Source organism: Streptomyces sp. NPDC059454 (genome assembly GCF_042749965.1).
Lineage (GTDB): Bacteria > Actinomycetota > Actinomycetes > Streptomycetales > Streptomycetaceae > Streptomyces.
Window position 1 is genome coordinate 20,122 of the sequence record NZ_JBHYVC010000020.1, and the last position, 17,266, is coordinate 37,387.

The 17,266-nt window shown below is 72.1% G+C and carries 14 protein-coding genes; 7 read left to right on the plus strand and 7 right to left on the minus strand.

Going from position 1 to position 17,266, the window contains the following annotated elements; genetic code table 11:
- Positions 1 to 142 precede the first annotated feature (142 nt).
- Both ACFXAE_RS16300 and ACFXAE_RS16305 read right to left on the minus strand, forming a co-directional pair.
- The gene (locus ACFXAE_RS16300) at positions 143 to 1,933 is read right to left on the minus strand and encodes a hypothetical protein (protein ID WP_384714319.1); all 1,791 of its coding nucleotides are present in this window, start codon (positions 1,931 to 1,933) and stop codon (positions 143 to 145) included.
- 177 nt (positions 1,934 to 2,110) lie between these two features.
- The gene (locus ACFXAE_RS16305) at positions 2,111 to 3,496 is read right to left on the minus strand and encodes a transcriptional regulator (RefSeq protein WP_384714322.1); all 1,386 of its coding nucleotides are present in this window, start codon (positions 3,494 to 3,496) and stop codon (positions 2,111 to 2,113) included.
- 305 nt (positions 3,497 to 3,801) lie between these two features.
- On the opposite strand from ACFXAE_RS16305, the gene ACFXAE_RS16310 reads away from it, so the two are divergent.
- The 3 genes from ACFXAE_RS16310 to ACFXAE_RS16320 all read left to right on the plus strand — a co-directional run bounded on the left by ACFXAE_RS16310 (position 3,802) and on the right by ACFXAE_RS16320 (position 7,014).
- Entirely contained in the window at positions 3,802 to 4,464 is a 663-nt protein-coding gene (locus ACFXAE_RS16310; protein ID WP_384714325.1) for a bifunctional DNA primase/polymerase, read from the plus strand.
- A gap of 172 nt (positions 4,465 to 4,636) precedes the next feature.
- Positions 4,637 to 5,410: an ABC transporter ATP-binding protein gene (locus tag ACFXAE_RS16315; protein WP_384714328.1), complete on the plus strand. Its 774-nt coding sequence runs from the start codon at positions 4,637 to 4,639 to the stop codon at positions 5,408 to 5,410.
- The gene (locus tag ACFXAE_RS16320; RefSeq protein WP_384714331.1) at positions 5,407 to 7,014 is read left to right on the plus strand and encodes a transporter; all 1,608 of its coding nucleotides are present in this window, start codon (positions 5,407 to 5,409) and stop codon (positions 7,012 to 7,014) included. The genes ACFXAE_RS16315 and ACFXAE_RS16320 overlap by 4 nt, the downstream gene beginning before the upstream one ends.
- A gap of 8 nt (positions 7,015 to 7,022) precedes the next feature.
- Here ACFXAE_RS16320 and ACFXAE_RS16325 read toward each other — a convergent pair whose 3' ends face one another.
- Complete coding sequence (locus tag ACFXAE_RS16325; RefSeq protein ID WP_384714334.1) at positions 7,023 to 7,901, minus strand: alpha/beta fold hydrolase; 879 nt, start codon at positions 7,899 to 7,901, stop codon at positions 7,023 to 7,025.
- A gap of 544 nt (positions 7,902 to 8,445) precedes the next feature.
- On the minus strand, positions 8,446 to 9,138 hold the full coding sequence (locus tag ACFXAE_RS16330) for a metal-dependent transcriptional regulator (RefSeq protein ID WP_073934467.1): 693 nt from the start codon (positions 9,136 to 9,138) through the stop codon (positions 8,446 to 8,448).
- Between the two features lie 227 nt (positions 9,139 to 9,365).
- Here ACFXAE_RS16330 and ACFXAE_RS16335 point away from each other — a divergent pair, with 227 nt between their 5' ends.
- Positions 9,366 to 10,121: an SIS domain-containing protein gene (locus tag ACFXAE_RS16335; RefSeq protein ID WP_384714338.1), complete on the plus strand. Its 756-nt coding sequence runs from the start codon at positions 9,366 to 9,368 to the stop codon at positions 10,119 to 10,121.
- 70 nt (positions 10,122 to 10,191) lie between these two features.
- On the opposite strand, the gene ACFXAE_RS16340 is transcribed toward ACFXAE_RS16335, so the two are convergent.
- Together ACFXAE_RS16340 and ACFXAE_RS16345 are read right to left on the minus strand one after the other, a co-directional pair.
- Positions 10,192 to 11,586 (minus strand): PAS domain-containing protein, encoded by a 1,395-nt coding sequence (locus ACFXAE_RS16340; RefSeq protein ID WP_384714342.1) that lies wholly within the window; start codon positions 11,584 to 11,586, stop codon positions 10,192 to 10,194.
- Positions 11,587 to 11,644: 58 nt separating this feature from the next.
- On the minus strand, positions 11,645 to 12,037 hold the full coding sequence (locus ACFXAE_RS16345; protein WP_384714345.1) for a hypothetical protein: 393 nt from the start codon (positions 12,035 to 12,037) through the stop codon (positions 11,645 to 11,647).
- Between the two features lie 351 nt (positions 12,038 to 12,388).
- Here ACFXAE_RS16345 and ACFXAE_RS16350 point away from each other — a divergent pair, with 351 nt between their 5' ends.
- Complete coding sequence (locus ACFXAE_RS16350; RefSeq protein ID WP_384714348.1) at positions 12,389 to 12,931, plus strand: glyoxalase superfamily protein; 543 nt, start codon at positions 12,389 to 12,391, stop codon at positions 12,929 to 12,931.
- A gap of 645 nt (positions 12,932 to 13,576) precedes the next feature.
- Entirely contained in the window at positions 13,577 to 14,932 is a 1,356-nt protein-coding gene (gene iscB, locus ACFXAE_RS16355) for an RNA-guided endonuclease IscB (protein WP_384714351.1), read from the plus strand.
- 261 nt (positions 14,933 to 15,193) lie between these two features.
- Here the strand turns inward: iscB and ACFXAE_RS16360 are convergent, their stop codons facing one another.
- On the minus strand, positions 15,194 to 16,294 hold the full coding sequence (locus ACFXAE_RS16360; RefSeq protein WP_384714354.1) for a citrate synthase 2: 1,101 nt from the start codon (positions 16,292 to 16,294) through the stop codon (positions 15,194 to 15,196).
- Between the two features lie 301 nt (positions 16,295 to 16,595).
- Between ACFXAE_RS16360 and pdxH the strand changes: the two genes are divergently transcribed.
- Entirely contained in the window at positions 16,596 to 17,264 is a 669-nt protein-coding gene (pdxH, locus tag ACFXAE_RS16365; protein ID WP_384714357.1) for a pyridoxamine 5'-phosphate oxidase, read from the plus strand.
- Positions 17,265 to 17,266 lie beyond the last annotated feature (2 nt).

Below are 17,266 nucleotides of genomic sequence, written 5' to 3' on the forward strand. Positions count from 1 at the left end.
CGGCTGGTGGCCGGGCCCGGCCGGGGGGGCGCGCCCCCCAGGGGCACCCCCGCCGACACTACCACGCCGGGGTACGGTTTTGGGGTATCCCCGGCGGGCCCCCCCGCCGGGCCGGCCCCCACCGCGGGTTCTCAGTGCCCGGTCACAGCTGGGTCGGCTGGCGCTCGGTCAGGCCGTACTGCCGGGCGATCTCGTTCCACTCCTTGGCGGCCTTGCCCTTCTCGGCGGTCGCCGTGCCACTGGCCCGGTTGCCGGCCTGGGTCTGGCCGGTCGACCGGGCCTGGCCCTTCTTGCACAGCTTCTTGTTGCCGGCGACCTGGTCGGCCCAGGCGGCGTAGTGGTCGTCGGCCGACGCCGACGCCTGCCACGCCTTGGTGAGCGCGGTGGTCAGCGCCTGGTGGTCCGGCAGCTTGTCCACCGACAGGCCGGAGAGGTCGGTCACCAGCTGGTTGCGCTGCCCGGCCGCTTCCCGCAGGTCCTCGGCCGCCCGGCCGAGGTCGCGGCAGGCCTTCACATCGGCGACCGCGTTGATCACGGTGGTCCGGCTGTCGCCGCTGTCGGCCAGCAGCTTGTCCAGCTCGACGGCCTGCTGCCGGGCCGGGTCGGCGGACGGCGAGGCGGAGGTCTCCTCGCTCGCGGGCGCGGTGGCGGACACGGGCTGGTCGTCGCCGCCGTCGTCGCCGCCCGGGTTGCCGAGCAGCGCGCCCGCGCCGACGCCGAGGATGGCGATGCCGACGCCGACCGCCGCGATGAGCGGCACGCGTGAGCCGGTACGGCCACCGCCGCGCCCGCTCCGGCCGCCGGTCGGGGCGGTCGGGCCGGCCGGGCCGCCGGGCGGGGTGTGGGCTCCCCGGACGGGCTGCCCGTACTCCACGCGCGGGAGCTGCTGGGTGGATCCGGCCGGGCCGCCGGCGTCGTCGCGGAAGAGGTTGTCGAACTCGGCGGGCGGCTGCCGGTTGCCGTCACCGGACGGCGGGGTGCCGTAGGACTGTCCGGGGGGCTGGTCGGTGACGGGGGCGATGTACTGGGTGGCCTCCGCGTCGGGGCTGCCGGCGCTCGGCAGGGGTCCCGCGCCGGACGCGTGCCGCGGGGGCACGCCCGGGTATCCGCTCGCCTCGGAGCCGTGGGCGGGCATTTCGGGCGGCAGCGCGCCCGGGCTCACCGGGGGTATGAGCTGTGTCGCCCCCTCGTCGGCGCCGGCGGCGGGCACCGGCGGCATGTACTGGGTGACGCCTTCCGATCCGTCGGGCGCGGCGGCCGGCGGGTACTGGGGGGCGCCGTAGCCGTTCTGGGCGGGAGCACCGTAGGGGCCGGCGTGCGCGGACGGCAGCGGGGCTCCGGTGGCGTACGGATCGGCGGCGCCGTGCGGGCCGGGCGGGGTGTTCCCGCCGTATCCGGCGTCCGGCCGGGGCAGGTGCGACGGCGCGGCGTCGTTCCCGTGTCCGCCGGCGGCGGAGCCGTACGCGCCACCGGGGCCGTTCGGGCCCGGGTGGCCGCCGTATCCGGCGCCCGGCCGGGGCGGCTGTGCGGCGCCGCTCGCGTCGTACGGGGGGTGGCCGCCGTGGGTCTGCGCGCCCTCGGGCGGGAGCGGACCGGGGCCGCCGCCATGGGCCGGGGCGGGCGGGTGCTGCGCGCCCCACGGGGACGGCTCCGGGGTGCCCCACCGGCCGTCGGACGCAGGCTGCCAGTCCTGGCCGGGCGGCGGGGCCGGGCTCTGCTGCTCGGGGCCCCACGGCGTGCCCCAGGTCTGGCCGCCGGGCGGGGCCGAGGCGGGGAACCCGCCGCCGGAGTTCCGGCCGTCCGCGCTGCCGCCGGGGGCGGCCGGTCCGGTCGTCATACCCGGCAGCAGGGGTTCACCACCGTCGGAGGGCAGCACGATGCCTTCGCGCGCGGGGCGCGCCGAGGGCTCCTCGCCCTGTCCACTCTGCGTCACCGGGACTCCTACCAATGGGGGACCTTGTGAATCGTCGGCTCACGCTACCGGGTCCCCGGAGCCTGGTGCCACGCAGCACGGGACCTGACCTCCTGCCCTGTGAGCGCGGTAACAAAACCGGGTCACCACACGTCGATTACGTCACCTCTTTCACCCCTGCCCTTCACGTCACGGGCGTCACGCCGCCGTCTGGAGCTCCATCCGCGCCCCGAACTCCCGTACCACCGACTCCTCCCGGTACGGCTCGAGGCGCTGCTGGAGGTCCTCCAGGTACTCGGCGCCCCGGTCGGACCGGATCCCGTCGAGCAGTTCCATCGCCTTCAGGCCCGTACTGCAGGCCTGTTCGATCTCGCGTTGCTGCACCTGCGCGGTGGCCAGCAGCACATGGCCGATCGCCCGCCGTCGCGCCCGCGACGCCGGATGCCCGTCCAGTGCCTGGCGGGCGCACCGCGCGGCGGCCTCCGCCTGGCCGAGGTCCCGGTGGCAGTGCGCCAACTCGTCGGCCAGGTAGGCCTCGTCGAAGTGCGCGATCCACGCCGGATCGTCGCCCGAGGCCGGATCGGCGGTCTCCATGGCGCTCACCGCGCGCCCCGCCGCCGTCTGCGCGGCGTGCGCGTCGCCCAGCAGCGCGTGCCCGCGCGCCTCGGCCGCGTGGAACATCGCCTCCGCGCGGGGGGTCACGCGCCCCCGCGCGCCCTCCTGCGCCGCGCGTGCCAGCTGCGCGATCTCACGGGGGTTTCCGAGCTGCGCGGCCAGGTGGCTCATGGAGGCGGCGAGCACGTATCCGCCGTATCCGCGGTCCCCGGCCGCCTGCGCCAGCCGCAGCGCCTGGATGTAGTAGCGCTGGGCGAGGCCCGGCTGCCCGGTGTCGACGGCCATGTACCCGGCGAGTTCGGTCAGCCGCGCGACCGCCGCGAACAGGTCGCGTCCCACGGCCTCGCGGTACGACCCCGCCAGCAGCCCCGAGACGACGCTGTTGAGATAGTGCACGACGACCGGGCGCACGTGCCCGCTGCCGTACTGGTGGTCCAGGTCCACCAGCGCCTGCGTCATGGACCGTACGGCCGCCACGTCGGACTGTCCCACGCGGGGCCCGGCGGAGCGCGCCACCTGCCCGTCGGGCGCGGAGATCAGCCAGTCGCGGCTCGGCTCCACCAACGCGGACGCGGCGACGGAGGACCCGGACAGGAAGTCCCGCCGGCCCACGTCGCTGCGCCACAGCTCGCAGACCTGCTCGATGGCCCCCAGTACCGTCGGCGAGAACTGGAGGCCGACGCCCGACGCGAGGTTCTTGCCGTTGGCCATGCCGATCTCGTCGATCGTGACCGTACGGCCCAGTTTGCGGCCCAGTGCCTCCGCGATGATCGCCGGTGCCCGGCCCCGCGGCTGCTGTCCGCGCAGCCAGCGGGCCACCGACGTCTTGTCGTAGCGCAGATCGAGGCCGTGCTCGACGCCGCACATGTTGACCCTGCGGGCCAGCCCGGCGTTGGAGCATCCGGCTTCCTGGATGAGCGCCTGCAGCCGTTCGTTCGGCTGTCGCGCGACGAGAGGCCTTGCGGCCATGGCGTACCCCCTGAGGCTGCGGTGCCTGCCCACGCACCGAGTTGACGTGTCTTCCGCGGCCGTGCGTCTCGCGTCCCGGCGAGAAGTGCGGCCGGGAAGATCAATGCCCCGCCGAAGTGCCGACAATGCGGGACATATGAGGTTTGCCGGGGTAACGGCAGTTGCCGGCCCCCCTCCTGGTTACCCACCGGGGACGCGGATCCTCCCGCGCGCCCCCGTGGATGCACCCATGCGCCCCGAACACGGAACCGATGCTCCTCCCCCGCGCACGCGCGTGGGCGTAACCCCTGGTGACGGCCGTAGTTGTGTTCATCGTGGAAGAGACGATCGCGGGCGCCGACGCCGTACAGATCCCGAAGCAGCGCGGGGAATCGCTGCTGGACACCGCAGTTCGCTACGCCGAGGAGCGGCACTGGGACGTGTTCCCGGGCACCTGGCTGGAGGCCGTCGAGGGGGTGCAGCGCTGCTCGTGCGGTGACGCCGTGTGCCCCGCACCCGGCGCACACCCGGCCCGCCCGGACTGGGCGACCCAGGCGACCGGCAGCGCGACCGCCGCCCGCCGGATGTGGCAGAAGCAGCCGGCCGCGTCGATCCTGCTGCCCACCGGGCGGACGTTCGACGCGATCTCCGTTCCGGAGACGGCGGGGTTCCTGGCGCTCGCGCGGATGGAGCGGATGGGGCTGACGCTGGGACCGGTCACGGTGACGCCGGACCGGCGGACGGAGTTCTTCGTGCTGCCGGGGGCGTCGGCGAAGGTGCCGGAGCTGCTGCGCACGCTGGGGTGGTCGTTGTCGTCGCTCGACCTGACGGTGCGGGGGGAGGGCGACTTCGTCGCCGGGCCGCCCACGCGGGTCGGGTGCCGGGGGGCTGTGCAGTGGGCCTGCCGGCCCACGGCTGCGAACCGGTGGTTGCCGGACGTGGAGGAGCTGATCCCGCCGTTGGCGTACGCCTGCGGCCGGGATCGTTAGGGCGCCTGCCGCCCTGCGCGGTTGGTGTTGTTCTGCGGTTGGTGTTGTTCTGCGGCTGCGGGTCCGTTGTGGCTTTCCGCGCCCACGCGGCGGAGCCGCATGCCGGCGAAGTCCCGTGCCCCTTCCGGACGCTCCGGTCCTCGTAGGCTTTCAGCCGACGGAGGGAGACGTGATGAGCGCTGTGGCCGTAAGCGTGCGGGGGCTCTGGAAGCGGTTCGGGGAACAGGTCGCGGTCGGGGGGATCGATCTGGAACTGCCCGCCGGTCGGTTCATCGGGCTGGTCGGGCCCAACGGGGCCGGGAAGACCACCACCTTGTCCATGGTGACCGGGCTGCTGCGGCCCGACCAGGGCACCGTCGAGGTCGTCGGGCACGACGTGTGGCGGGATCCGGTGGAGGTCAAGGCCCGGATCGGGGTGCTGCCGGAGGGGCTGCGGCTGTTCGAGCGGCTGTCGGGGCGTGAACTGCTGGCCTACACCGGGCGGTTGCGGGGGCTGCCCGGTGACGAGGTCGACAGGCGCGCCATGCAGCTGCTCGACGTCCTCGACCTGGCCGGTGCCCAGCACAAGCTCGTCGTCGACTACTCGACCGGCATGCGCAAGAAGATCGGGCTCGCCGCCGCCCTGCTGCACAACCCCGAAGTCCTCTTCCTGGACGAGCCGTTCGAGGGCGTCGACCCGGTCTCCGCGCAGACCATCCGGGGCGTTCTGGAGCGGTACACGGCGTCCGGCGCCACGGTCGTGTTCTCTTCCCACGTCATGGAGCTCGTCGAGTCGCTGTGCGACTGGGTGGCCGTGATGGCCGCCGGCCGGATCCGCGCCCACGGCCCGCTCGCCGAGGTGCGCGGGGACGCGCCCTCGCTGCAGCGGGCGTTCCTGGGGCTCGTCGGCGCGGACGGCCGCGACACCGGTTCGGATCTCGACTGGCTGGGCGGAGGTTCCCGGTGAGCGCCGTGGGCACTCCCGCCGCCCTCACCGCCGTCTTCGTCCGGCTGAAACTGTCCCTGCTGCGCAACGGGCTGCGGCAGTCCGGCGGGCGCAGGGCGGCGTACATCGCCTCCGCCGTCGTCGTCCTGCTGTTCGCCGCGCTGCAGCTCCTCGGGCTGATCGCGCTGCGCGGCTCCGGTCATGTCGAGTCGCTGGTGGTGCTGCTCGTGGCGGTACTGGGGCTGGGCTGGGCGGTGATGCCGCTGTTCTTCCCCGGTGGCGACGAGACCCTCGACCCGACCCGGCTGGTGATGCTGCCGCTGCGGCCGCGGCCGCTGGTGCGGGCCCTGCTCGTGTCCTCGCTGGTCGGCATCGGGCCGCTGTTCACGCTGTGCCTGCTCGCCGGCTGCGTGATCGCCGTGGCGCACGGCGGGGCGGCGTTCGCCGTGGGCGCCCTCGCCGTGCCGTCGGCGCTGCTGGTGTGCGTGGCGCTCGCGCGGGCGGTGGCCGCCGCCAACGTACGGCTGCTCACCAGCCGCAAGGGCCGGGACCTCGCGGTGCTCAGCGGACTGGTGATCGCCGTCGGGGCGCAGGTGGTCAACTTCGGGGCGCAGCGGCTGGGTTCCTCCGGTCTGGAGCAGCTGGACCCGGCGGCGGACGTGCTGCGGTGGTTCCCGCCGGCGTCGGCGGTCGCCGCGGTGCACGCGGCGGACGAGGGGGCGTACGGAGTCGCGCTGGCGCAACTGGCGCTGACCGCGGCGGCGTTGGCGGGGCTGCTCGCGCTGTGGTCGCGTTCCCTGACGCGGCTGATGACCTCGCCGGACGGTTCCACCCTCCAGGCGGCCGGGGACACGGTGGTCCGCGACCGCACGTCGACGGGCCTGTCCCGGCTGCTGCCGCCGGGCCGCACGGGTACGGCCGTGGAACGCAGCCTGCGCTACATCCGGCGCGATCCGAAGACGAAGGCCGCGTGGGTGACCTCGCTGGCGATCGGGCTGATCGTGCCGGTGTTCAACGCCTGGCAGGGCACCGGCTCGGTGTACTTCGCCTGTTTCGCCGCCGGGATGCTCGGCATCATGATGTACAACCAGTTCGGGCAGGACACCTCCGCGTTCTGGATGGTCGCGATGACCATCTCGTCGGCCCGGGACGCGTACGTCGAACTGCGCGCCCGCGCGCTGGCGCTGCTGCTGGTCACCCTTCCGTACTCCGCGCTCGTCACCGTGCTGACGGCGGCCGTACTGGGCGACTGGACGCGGCTGCCGGAGGCGCTGGGCCTGTCCTTCGCGCTGCTCGGCGCGATGCTCGCGACGGGCGCGTGGACCTCGGCCCGCTTCCCGTACTCCATCCCGCAGGAGGGCCACAAGAACGTCGCCCCGGGGCAGGTCGGGCTGGCCTGGATCTCCATCTTCGGCGGCATGGTCGCGGCGGCGGTGCTGTGCGTCCCGGTCATCGCCCTCACCATCTGGCTGAACATCACCGCGGGCGGCGACGACTGGCTGTGGCTGCTGCTGCCGGTGGGCACGGCGTACGGCACGGCCCTGACGCTCCTCGGCCTGCGGCTGGCGGCTCCGCAGACGGCCCGCCGGCTGCCGGAGATCCTGACGGCGGTGAGCAAGGGGTGAGCCGGCGGTCAGCGGTCGCCCAGTGAGTCCAGGAAGGGTTCGATCGCCTTGAGCCAGGTCTCCGGCTGGTCGTAGTGGACCAGGTGGCCGGCGTCGGCGACCTCCGCGTACCGGCCGTGCGGGAGGACGCGGACCATTTCCTGGGCCTCCGCGCGGCCGAGTTCGCCGTCGAGGCCGCGGACCACCAGGGCGGGGCAGCGCACCTGGGCCAGTTCCTCCCAGTGCGCGTCGAACACCCAGGTCTCACGGGAGCGGAGCATCTGGTCCGGGTCGAACACCGGACGCCAGCCGTCCGGGGACTCGGCCATCACCTCGGCGTAGAACGCGCCGCGGGCCGGGTTGGGCCGCTCCACCCAGGGGTCGTCCTCGCCGAACCACTTGCGTACGTCGGCGAGCGTGGCGAACGGGACCGGCCAGGCCTTGAACCACTCGGCCCACTCGCGCTGCGAGGCCGCCCCGAGGGCGGAGGCCCGCATGTCACAGATGACCAGCCCGCGCACCAGGTCGGGGCGTTTGGCGGCGAGCTGCCAGGCGGTCAGCGCGCCCATCGCGTGGCCGATGAGGACGGTGGGGCCGAGGTCGAGCTGCTCCAGGGCGGCCTCGGCGTCGTCGACGTAGGCGTCACGGGTGAAGGAGGCCCGCGGGGGCTTGTCGCTGCGGCCGTGGCCACGCTGGTCGAGGGCGACCGCGCGGTACCGCCCGGAGAGCCTGCGGGCGGTGGACGCCCAGTGCGAGGCGCGGCCCATCAGGCCGTGCAGTAACAGCACGCCGGGGGCGTTCTGCGCGGCGCTCCCCGCCGGGTCGGCCCCGCTCTTGGACGGGTCGCCGAACTCCCAGGCGGCGAGCCGTACGCCGTCCGCCCCGGTCACGTCGATGCGTCGCGCCATGGTCCTGGCACCCCCCAAGCTCGCTGCCTGCCCGTTGCCTGTCGTACTGGCCCTGCCTGTTGCTACTGCCCGCAGATTATCGAATGCTCATTCGAAAATGGCTTCTTGCCCGGCAACACCCCTCGTTCGAGTGACCCCCTGCGAGGATTGATCGCCGTGGCCCGGGGGAGATCTTCAGCGGGAGGCGGACCGCTCGGGGAAACCGGTCCGAGGGGAATGACCCTGAGAGCTCGGGGCTCCGGGTCAGCACAGGGGAGGACAGGCCCCGGCGCCATGCGGCGCCGGGGCTCCTCACATGCTCACGGCACATCGTCCCGCCCCTCCCCTGCCGGGGTGACATCGCTGTCGGGCCCGGCCAGAGCCACTCAGGTCATATGCCTCACGCGACAGCCTCGCACGCGAATCCGGCGAGCGCTGCGATTCGACGCAGTGGATCTCGGATTCGGCGCGTTCACGCCGACGGACGCGCACACCGACGGGCGCGCACCGCTCGTCGGCCCGGCGTCCCGCCCCGTCCCGCCTCCGTCCCCGTTCCGCCCGTCGGTCAGGGCTTGGCGACGAACACGTGCGAGGCCACCTCCGACTCCAGCTCGGCCGCCTCGCCGCTGCTGCCCACCAGCACCCCGCCCGCCGACTCCGTCACGCTGACCACCGAACCGGGTTGCACGCCCGCCCGGCGCAGCGTGTACATCAGCTGGGCGTCCGTCTGGATCGGCTCGCCGATCCGGCGCACCACGACCGTCTTGCCCCCGGCGCCCGGGTCGAGGTCGGCCAGGGACACCATGCCCTCGTCCAGGAACGGGTCGGCCCCGTCCTTCTCGCCCAGCTCCTCCAGCCCGGGGATCGGGTTGCCGTACGGCGACTCGGTGGGGTGCCTCAGCAGCTCCAGCACGCGGCGCTCGACGGCCTCGCTCATCACGTGCTCCCAGCGGCAGGCCTCGGCGTGGACCTGCTCCCACTCCAGGCCGATCACGTCGACCAGGAGACACTCGGCGAGCCGGTGCTTGCGCATCACGCGCGTGGCCAGCCGGCGGCCCTCGTCGGTGAGCTCCAGGTGCCGGTCGGGAGCGACGGACACCAGGCCGTCGCGCTCCATCCGCGCCACGGTCTGACTGACCGTCGGCCCGCTCTGGTCGAGCCGCTCGGCGATCCGGGCGCGCATGGGGACCACACCTTCCTCCTCCAGCTCGAGGATGGTGCGGAGATACATCTCCGTGGTGTCGATCAGTCCGGACATACATGCCCCTCGATGAGATCTGCGGATGGCTCTGCCGGAGGCTGGACGGCTCACCGGCGCGTGCGCTGGCCCAGGACTCAATTCTGACGCATCGGACCGACAACCGGGCCGCGCAGTGAAAACGAGGGGTCCCGTGGAGGGAAACCGCGCCGTCGGACGCCGTATTGACACGGCACTGGTCCAGACCGCACGGTGATCCGCAACACTCCTGCCCGAAGGGATGCCGCATGAGCGACCGCACGCCGGCCGACCGGTTCCTCGACGCCGCGATCGATCTGCTGCAGCGGATCCGCGACGAGGAGGCCGAGTCCGTCGCGGCCGCGGGCACGCTGCTCGCCGACACGGTCGCGGACGGCGGCCGGCTCTTCGCCTTCGGCGCCGGGCACTCCTCGCTGGCCGCGCAGGACCTCGTCTACCGGGCCGGCGGACTCGCCCTGATGAACCTGCTCGCCGTCCCGGGGGCCGTCGGCGTCGACGTGATGCCGGCCACGCTGGGCTCCGCCCTGGAACGCGTCGACGGGCTCGCGGGCGTCGTGCTCGAGTCCTCGCCCCTCCGCGCGGGTGACGCACTGATCGTCATCTCCCTGTCCGGGCGCAACGCGCTGCCCGTGGAGATGGCCATGAAGGCCCGCGAGCTGGACGTGCGGGTCATCGGCGTGACCTCGGTGGCGTACGCGATGCAGACGTCGTCCCGACACTCCTCCGGGACGTTCCTGAAGGACCACTGCGACCTCGTCCTGGACTCCGGTATCGCGGTAGGTGACGCGGAACTCACCCACGACGACGTGCCCGCGCCCTTCGCTCCCGCGTCGACGGTGGTCACCACGGCGCTTCTGCAGGCCGTCATGGCCACCGCGGCGGCGACGCTCGCCGATCGCGGAATCGAGCCGCCGCTGCTGCGCTCGGGCAACGTGGACGGCGGCCACGAATGGAACGCGCGCGTCTTCGACGAGTACGCCGACCGCATCTTCTACCGCCGCTGACCCGGGACGGCGGGGGCGAGAACCCGGAGCGGGCCCGGCCGGTGCCAGCGGCCGGTGCCAGCGGTCGGTGTCAGCGGTCGGTGGCGAGGAGGGCCGACAGGTCCAGGGCCGTGGCGATGTGTGCCGCCACGTCTTCCGCGTACATGACGTCGGTGCGTTCGAACGCGTTCCTGCCCGCGCTCCGCAGAAACGTCACGGCACCCAGCGTGCGCCCCCGGCTCCGCAGCACCGTGCACAGGGCGTGCACCGCGTCCCCCGGCCACTGCCGGGACAGCGCCCACGCCCGCGCCTCCTCGGCGCCCATGGAGCCGACATCGGCCCGCACCGTCCCGGCCCGCTCCACGCACTGCACCGCCGGATGCCCCTCGCCGTACCGCACCGGCAGCCCCGCCCGCCCGGCGAGTCTGCTCGGTCCCGGTGCGCCGGACGGGGTGGCGGCGATCCGTACCAGCCGCACCCGGTCGACGTCCCGGCCGCCGCCGGCCACCCGGTCGATCAGCGCATGGTCGGCGAACCCGGCCAGCGCGAAGTCCAGGTGGACCGTCACCGCCTCCGCCGGGTCCTCGCACTCCGCCGCCGCGCGAGCCGCGCGGTGCAGCTGCTGCGCGCGGAACCGCAGCAGCGACGCCTCCTGCTCACCCTGCCGGGACTCGGTCACGTCCTGGAACAACCAGCCGACCCCCAGCGGAACCGGCTCCTCCGCCAGCGGTGACGCCAGCCTCACGAACCCGCTCCGCCAGCACCGCCGCCGCTCGCCCTCCGGCGTGCGCACGCTCACCCACAGCTCGGCCGGCGCGGGCGGCGCACCCTCCGCGAGCACATGGGTGAGCGCGCTCTCCAGCTCCTCCGCACCCTGTGCCAGCAGCTCTCCCAGCGGCCGCCCCAGTACCGATGTCCGTCCCGTGCCCAGCGCCCGCGCGGCGTGCGGGTTCACCACCGCGGGCCGCAGATCGGCGTCGACCAGGACGACGCCCCAGCTCGCGTCCTCCAGCAGCGCCTCGCTCAGCGCGATCGACCGCTCCAGGTCGATCTGCGCGTGCACCTCGCTGAACGCGCAGTACACCCCCGCCGGTTTCCCGTCCGGCCCGCGCACCGCCGCGGACTGGGTCCGCACCAGCACCCGGCCGCCGTCCTTCGTCAGCAGCGCGAACTCGTTCACCTGCCGGCCCGGCGCGTCCATGGCCGACATCAGCCGCGCCTCGACCTCCTCGGCGTCCGCGCTGCGCACGGCCCACCCGGCGAACCCGGCCCGGCCCACCGCCTCGGCGGCGGTCCAGCCGAGGATCCGCTCCGCCTCACGGTTCCAGTGCGTGACCGTCCCGTCCGCGTCGAAGGCGCACAGGGCGGCGTCCATACCGTCGAGCAGCGCGGCGAGGAGGTCGGAGCCGTCCGATCCCTCCCGCGCGGGCTCGGGCTCGTCCGGCCCCAGCTCGTCGGTGGTCCCACTACGCCGGGAAGCACTCACCTGGACCCCCTGTCAGGCTGCGTCCGCACGTACGGCACGACGGTTCACTCACTTGCAATCATTCAACTTGAACGTGACGCAGCGCACATCGGGTTCCCGCAAGATTGCAGGAATCGTTGTGCGGTGGAAACCCGACGACAACTCGTCGCCAAAACCCGGTGACCGACAGTCGAAGATCGACCCACTCGTCCCGCTCACCAGGCAGCACACAGCGCTCCACCTCCACGAACCCGCGCACCCCGGCGCACCGCAGCCCGTCCTCATCGACCGCCAGGACGCAGGTCTCGACCGCATCGGCACCCAGCACGCGCGTGCGCGAGTCCGTCCTCGTGGAGCACCGTCCCGATCTCCGCCCCCGCCACTCCTCGAACATGGCCTCGCCCACGACGGCCTCGATCCGCACTCCGGAGACCGGCCCTCGCCTCGCGTACACCTCGATCTCGATCTTCATACATCTGCTCGCGGCACTGATCAACCCGGTCCACGACTTCGCGCACCGACTTCACTGGTCGCGGTGGTGATGTCGCCACCAAGCCCGCGCCCACGCCTCCTACTACCGACGACAGGCAACCACTCAACAGTGACCTGCCGCAGAGTCATGGGGTAAGGGCGAGGCGCTCCGGCAGTGGTGCCATCGCGTCAGGCCACCCGGTACGATCGGTGGCGGCTCGGTGCAGTCGGCCACTCGCACCTTTCAAGGTTGGGTGAATGCACCGTGGGTCGCCTCGCCTCGGCTCACTGAACGCGGCACCGGCCAACAACGCGAGCATGGGCAGGACGGGCCGCGTGGAAAGCCGACGCGATGACGTCCCCTACCACTGACCACGCCAAGAAACTCGCCAGACTCCTGCGCGAGGACCTTGCCACAGCGGGGATCGAAATTCCGCACAGCCTCGCACTCGAACTGATCGCCCACCAGCTCGGCGCCAAGGACTGGAACGTGCTCGCCGCCCTGACGAGCCGTGCAGGAAGCCCTGTCACACCGGACATCAGCCCGGGCGTGCCGCTCCTGCGCGTCACGCAGGCACTGCCGTTCTACCTTGACTTCCTGGGCTTCGCCCTGGACTGGGAGCACCGGTTCGAGCCCGGGCTGCCGCTGTATGTGCAGGTATCGCGCTCGGCAGCCGTGCTGCACCTCTCCGAACGCCACGGCGACGGCGCCCCCAACAGCGTGGTCTGGATCCCGGTACGCGATGTGGCCGCCCTGCGCAAGGAATTGCTCGCCCGGCCGAACGCACCAGCACGTCCCGGAATCGATCGGGATACCCCCGGAGGGCCGACACTGCAGGTCATCGACCCGTACGGCAACATCCTGAGATTCACGCAGCCACCATCCGCGCAGTAGTCGCCCCGGCAGAACGCGCCGCGGCACGCGGTGCGCTCTGCCGACACGATCCTCTACACGGACATTCCACAAAGCGACGGCAGCAAGATCGCGATCTACATCTGGAGTACCAGCAGCAAGATCGGTCAGAAAATCGAGGAAATCGACGAATTCACACAAAGGGGCGACTCCTGGCGGATCAAGCCTTCTGAGAGATCTTGGCCAACTAGCGTCGGCGGCGTACTTCAGAAAGGAGGTCACTCGCTCCTCGGTCTCAGACCGAAGCCTGCCCGCACAAAGAGCAGACGCAGAGTGACCAGCCCCAGTCATCACGATCCGAAAGATCAGGGAGGTGCCCCGATGACTACGTTTCCTGCAGGTGAGCAGACCCACCAGGCTGTGCTTCCTCAGCAGCCTGCTCTGGAATCCGTGGGAGCAGACACCCCTGGGAGCAGGGACGAAACGGCTCACGGACACCCCGCCACCGTGCGGGGCACCGGCAGGGAACATGGGCGAGGGGAGACCGGCGGGCAAAGCACCCGAGCTCGTCGGCGTCACGCCAAGAGCGCCGCCACGGTGGCGCAGGCGGCAGAGAACGGGAGCGGTGACGCTCCCCCGCACGACAGCCCCCCGTACCAAGGTGGCGTTGGTGCGAACAGGGTCTTCGTGCTTTCCACAAAGGGGCACCCTCTCATGCCCTGCCACCCCGCCCGCGCCCGTGAACTACTCGCAAAGGGCCGGGCCGTGGTCGCCCGACAAGTACCCTTCACCATCCGGCTGAAAGACCGAGAGCTCACCGAGTCGGAAGTGGACGGCGTACAGTTACGCATCGACCCCGGCTCCAAAGGTACGGGCCTCGTCCTCACCGACGAGAAGAAAGAAACCAACGAACACGGCACCATCGTGACCGTCCGACGCGGGCTTGTCTCGGTCGAACTCCAGCACCGCGCCGATCAGATCCGGCTGTGCATGCGACAACGCGCCGGATACCGACACCGGCGCCGCTCGGCCGACGGCCGCTATCGCACACCGCGTTCTCGCAACCGGGGGCACCTGACAGGATGGCTACCGCCCTCCCTGCGGCACCGTGTGAATACGACCTTCTCCACGGCCGGACGGCTGTGCCGCTACGCGCCCGTCACCGAGATTCATGTAGAACTCGTCGCCTTCGACACCCACTCCATGAGTGCGGGCAGACCACTCAAAGGGGCCGAGTACCAGCAAGGACCACTCGTCGGCACCAGTGCCCGCACCTATCTGCACACCAAGTGGAACAACGCCTGCGCCTACTGCGACAACACCGGCGTGCCCCTGAACATCGATCATCTCCGACCCCGCAGCCGGGGAGGTTCGAACCGCCTTTCCAACCTCGTCCTCACCTGCGTCCCCTGCAACCGGGCCAAAGGCAGCAGCCCTGTCGAGGTCTTCCTCGCCCACCGCCCCGACCGCCTCGGGAAGATCCTCCAGCAGGCCGGGACGCCACTCCATGACGCCGCCGCCATGAACGCGACCCGCTGGCAGCTCATGGACGCGCTGAGCGACCTCGGCAGGCCCCTGCGCACCTGGTCGGGCGCGCAGACCATGGAGAACCGAAACGCCATGGGATTGGCCAAGACACACACCCTGGACGCGCTGTGCGTAGGGCCTGTGGATCACGACGGCGGTGATGCGATCGTGCGGTCCCCCGCGCAGGTCCTCGTCGCCAAAGCCACTGGACGCGGCTCCTACGCCCGTACCACCCCGGATCGCTACGGGTTCCCCCGGCTGCTGCGAGCTCGTACCAAGCAGCACTTCGGATACATCACCGGTGATCTTGTCCGGGCCACAGTGCCGAGCGGCAAGTGGACAGGTACTTGGACCGGACGCGTCTCTGTCCGAGCCAGGGGACAGCACAGCGTTGCCACATCAGTGGGCCGGATCAACGTATCCCACAGGAATCTTCGGCTCTTGCAACGCGGTGACGGATACGGATACACCATGCGGCCGGAATCGATTCCGTCAAGGTCCCGAAAAACCGGTTGATCGGTGCCCGGTCCGTTCTTAGGGTGGGACTTACACCGAAGGGAGGTGATCCGGCAGATGTATGAATACCGGACGCGTGAGGTGGCTGCGGGCTAGCGGCCCGGCACCACGCACAGGGCGGTGCCGGACCAGCGCGTGAAAGACGCGTGCAGCCGGCCCAATCTCAAGCAGTCACCCGACCCGCGAGTCGCCGGTAACGTCCGGCCGGCTCCTCCCGAGGGAGGAACCGGACTCGCGGGTCGCCTGCTTTTCCGGGCCCGCTCAGTGGGCGATGTCCGCGTATCCCTCGATCTCGTGCGGGTCGCGCGTGCCCGGGCCGACGTAGCGGGCCGAGGGCCGGACCAGGCGGCCCGTGCGCTTCTGCTCCAGGATGTGCGCCGACCAGCCGGCCGTGCGGGCGCAGGTGAACATCGAGGTGAACATGTGCGCCGGGACCTCCGCGAAGTCCAGCACGATGGCCGCCCAGAACTCCACGTTGGTGGCCAGCACCCGGTCGGGGCGGCGGGCGTGGAGCTCGGCCAGGGCGGCCTTCTCCAGGGCCTCGGCGACCTCGAAGCGCGGGGCGCCGAGTTCGCGGGCGGTGCGGCGCAGGACGCGGGCGCGGGGGTCCTCCGCGCGGTAGACGCGGTGGCCGAAGCCCATGAGGCGCTCGCCCTTGTCGAGGGCCTGCTTGACGTACGCCTCGGCGTCCCCGGTGCGCTCGATCTCCTCGATCATGCCCAGCACGCGCGAGGGCGCGCCGCCGTGCAGCGGGCCCGACATGGCGCCGACGGCTCCCGAGAGGGCCGCCGCGACGTCCGCGCCGGTCGAGGCGATGACCCGCGCGGTGAACGTGGAGGCGTTCATTCCGTGCTCGGCGGCCGACGTCCAGTACGCGTCGACGGCGGCGACGTGCTTCGGGTCGGGCTCGCCGCGCCAGCGGATCATGAACCGCTCGACGATGGACTCGGCCCTGTCTATCTCGCGCTGCGGCACCATGGGCAGGCCCTGGCCGCGGGCGGACTGGGCGACGTAGGACAGCGCCATGACGGCGGCGCGCGCGAGGTCGTCGCGGGCCTGTGCGGCATCGATGTCGAGGAGCGGTTTCAGGCCCCACACGGGGGCCAGCATCGCCAGTGCGGACTGCACGTCGACACGGATGTCACCGGAGTGCACGGGGATCGGGAAGGGCTCCGCGGGCGGCAGCCCGGGGTTGAACGCCCCGTCGACGAGCAGTCCCCAGACGTTGCCGAAGGAGACGTGCCCGACCAGGTCCTCGATGTCGACGCCCCGGTACCGGAGGGCGCCGCCCTCCTTGTCCGGTTCGGCGATCTCCGTCTCGAACGCGACGACTCCTTCGAGCCCGGGTACGAAGTCGGACATCTGGCGGCTCCTTGTGAGGTGGGTGACAGATGGTGGGGTGGAGTGGGGTGGGGTGGGACGACCATGTGTCGGCGGTCGGCGGAAGCGGGGCGCGCGTCCGGTGGATCCACGGTCCGTTCGAACGGATTCGCGGTCCGGGACGTCACCCCTGTGATGCCCGGCTGGCGGTCACCCAACCGGATCAGTGGCAGCACGATATCCCCGAGTGCCATCTTTGGGGAGGGTTCACGGCACTCAGTGCCACCACGTGATGAGGGACACCGCGCTCCCGAGGGCTTCGCGCATACGGCAGGATGACGGCGTGACCGACCGAGACGCCGTCCCTTTCGATCTCGCCTCGATGCGCAAGCAGTACCGGACCGAGGGGCTCTCCGAGACCGACCTGGCCGCCACCCCCGTCGAACAGTTCGCGCGCTGGTTCAAACAGGCCGCGACGGACGGCGGGCTGTTCGAGCCGAACGCCATGATCGTCTCGACGGCGGACACGGAGGGACGGCCCAGCTCACGCACGGTGCTGCTGAAGCACTTCGACGACGACGGGTTCGTCTTCTACACGAACTACGACTCCCGCAAGGGCCGTGACCTGGCCGGGAACCCGCACGTCTCGCTGCTGTTCCCCTGGCATCCGATGGCCCGGCAGGTCATCGTCACCGGCACCGCGCGCCGCACCGGCCGCGACGAGACGGCCGCCTACTTCCGCACCCGCCCGCACGGCTCCCAGCTGGGCGCGTGGGCCAGCGGCCAGTCCTCGGTGATCGCCGGCCGCGCGGAGCTCGACGCCTCCTACGCCGACCTGGCGGCCCGCTATCCGGAGCACGAGCGGGTACCGGTGCCGCCTCACTGGGGCGGCTTCCGGGTGACCCCGCGGGAGGTGGAGTTCTGGCAGGGCCGGGAGAACCGGCTGCACGACCGCCTGCGGTACGTCGCCGGGGCGGGCGGGGGCTGGCGGGTGGAGAGGCTGAGCCCGTGACC